Source organism: Methylobacterium sp. WL6 (assembly GCF_008040095.1).
Lineage (GTDB): Bacteria > Pseudomonadota > Alphaproteobacteria > Rhizobiales > Beijerinckiaceae > Methylobacterium.
Genome location: NZ_VRVH01000460.1, coordinates 1 through 2525, shown reverse-complemented (window position 1 = coordinate 2525; position 2525 = coordinate 1). Strand labels below are relative to the sequence as shown.

Sequence of the window (2525 nt, the reverse complement as noted above, 5' to 3'; positions counted from 1 at the left end):
TCGCTGCCCCGTTCCGCCCCCCATGAGCGAGCCGTCCGCCGTCGCCCGAGCCGCCGCAGCTTCGGTGGAAACCGGCCGAAGCGGCAAGAGGCGGCGGTCGCGGCCTCGCCCGGCCCGGCTCAGCCCTCCTTGAAGCCGTATTCCGGCACGCCGTCCTCGCTGCCGTAATACTTGTACGGCAGGAACTTGCCGGACATGCCGAGCTTCACGCGGTCGCCCTTGTTGTTGGCCTCGCGCTCCATGGTCATGTTGAAGTCGATCGCCGACATGATGCCGTCGCCGAACTCCTCCTGGATCAGTTCCTTGAAGGTGGTGCCGTAGACCATCACCAGCTCGTAGAAGCGGTAGATCAGCGGATCGGTCGGCGGCATCGACGGGATCGAGCCGCGATAGGGCGCCTCGTTGAGCATCCGCTCCTCGGATTCGGTGAGCCCGAACAGCGCGGCGGCCTTGGCGGCCTGCGCCTTCGGCAGCTTCATCTGGCCCATGCAGGCGGCGGTGATCAGGATCGGCGAGAGCCCGCCGATCTCGTCCTGGATGTACTTCCAGGTCCAGCCCTTGTCGCGCTTGATGTCGAGGAGCTTCTCGGTGAGGTCTTCGCGCTTCATGGTCGGCACTCCGGCAGGCTGTGAGATCGGTCGCGCCCCGCCGCGTGGTCTGCCGGCGGGGCGCGCTCGAGCGAGGCTTGCGCAAGCGATGTGCCAGCTGGGTCGTTGCGAAGAACCGCCGCGGGAACAGCGACTTGGCCTGCGGATCATCAGCTACGAGATCTCGTGCCCGACGAGATCTCGTGGTATGACCACGAAGTCTCGTAGCGAGACAGGTGCGTCGGGGCCGACATGATCGAGGATTTCGGGCCGGTCTTCGAGCAGCACCGGGAGGCGATGCTGGTGCTGGAGCCCGAGGCCGACCGGATCGTCGACGCCAACCCAGCCGCGGCGCGCCTGCTCGGCTACGACCGCGCGGCGCTCCGCAGGATCACGGCGAGCGCGCTGCATCCGGGCCAGCGGCCCGCGCTGGTGGTGTTCACGCAGGGCGCCTTCGCCAAGGGGCAATGGTGGTCGCGGACGCTGGAGCCGCGCCACGCGGACGGCCGCGGGCTGCGCCTCGAATACGCCGCGAGCCCGCTCGCGGGCGACCCGCCGCGGCTTCTCCTGACGCTCTCCGATCTCGAGGCGCGCCGTCGGCGGGCGGTCGACGGGCAGGCCGACGACCACATGCGCGCCGGCATCGCCGAGTGGCAGCGGATGGAGCGCATCTTCCGCGACATCGAGCGCGGGAACCAGCTGATCCTGCGGGCCGCCGGCGAGGGCATCTACGGCGTCAACGCCGATGGGGCGACCACCTTCGTCAACCCGGCCGCCGAGCGCATGCTCGGCTGGCGGGCCGCCGACCTCGTCGGGAAGGACATGCACGCCACCGTGCACCACACCCGCTCCGACGGCGCGCATTACCCGCACCGCGACTGCCCGATCTACGCGGCCTTCCGCGACGGCGCGGTGCGCCAGGTCGACGACGAGGTGTTCTGGCGGCGCGACGGCACCGCGTTCCCGGTGGCGTACACCTCGACGCCGATCCGGGATCGCGGGCGTCTGCTCGGCGCCGTCATCGTGTTCCGCGACATCAGCCAGCGGCGCGAGGCCGAGGAACGGCTGCGCAGCGCGCTCGCCGAGGTCGATTCCCTGCGCGAGCGGCTGGAGTTGGAGAACGCCTACCTGAAGGAGGAAATCCGGCTGGAGCGCCACCACCAGGGCATCATCGGCCGTTCCCCCGCCATCGCGGCGACGTTGCGCCAGATCGACCTCGTGGCCGGCACCGACGCCACCGTGCTGATCACCGGCGAGTCCGGCACCGGCAAGGAGCTGATCGCCCGCGCGATCCACGAGGCCAGCCGGCGGCGCGACCGGCCGATGATCCGCGTGAACTGCGCCGCGGTGCCGCGCGAGCTGTTCGAGAGCGAGTTCTTCGGCCATGCCCGCGGCGCGTTCACCGGTGCGCTGCGCGATCGCGTCGGGCGCTTCGAGCTCGCCGACGGCGGCACGCTGTTCCTCGACGAGGTCGGCGAGATCCCGCTCGATCTCCAGGGCAAGCTGCTGCGGGTGCTGCAGGAGCGCTCGTTCGAGCGCGTCGGCGAGGAGCGCACGCGCGCCGTCGACATCCGCCTCGTCGCCGCCACCAACCGCGACCTGCGGGAGGAGGTGCGCCGCGGCCGGTTCCGCGAGGACCTGTACTTCCGCCTCAACGTCTTCCCGCTGGCCGCGAGCCCGCTCCGCGCGCGCCCCGAGGACATCGCGCCGATCGCCCAGCACGTCCTGACGGGGGCCGCACGCCGCCTGAACATCCCCGAGCCGCGGCTGACCGAGGGCGACGTGCGCCGGCTCGCCCGCTACGCCTGGCCCGGCAACGTGCGCGAGCTGGAGAACGTGATCGAGCGCGCCGCCATCCTCGCCGTCCGCGGCCGCCTGCGCTTCGACCTGCCCGAATCCGAACGGCGCGAATCCGAACGGCCCGATCCCGCGGGCCCC

At 71.3% G+C, this 2525-nt stretch carries 2 protein-coding genes; one reads left to right on the top strand and one right to left on the bottom strand.

The features are described from left to right. Nucleotides 1–119: 119 nt before the first annotated feature. Nucleotides 120–608 (bottom strand): cyanase, encoded by a 489-nt coding sequence (cynS, locus tag FV230_RS27185; RefSeq protein WP_147844587.1) that lies wholly within the window; start codon nt 606–608, stop codon nt 120–122. A gap of 231 nt (nt 609–839) precedes the next feature. Between cynS and FV230_RS27180 the strand changes: the two genes are divergently transcribed. Next, a partial coding sequence (locus tag FV230_RS27180) for a sigma 54-interacting transcriptional regulator (protein ID WP_147844586.1) occupies nt 840–2525 on the top strand: 1686 nt, incomplete at its 3' end.

What these genes read in the sequence shown, in the direction of transcription:
- cynS (WP_147844587.1), bottom strand. Translation starts at nt 608, where the DNA reads ATGAAGCGCGAAGACCTCACCGAGAAGCTCCTCGACATCAAGCGCGAC.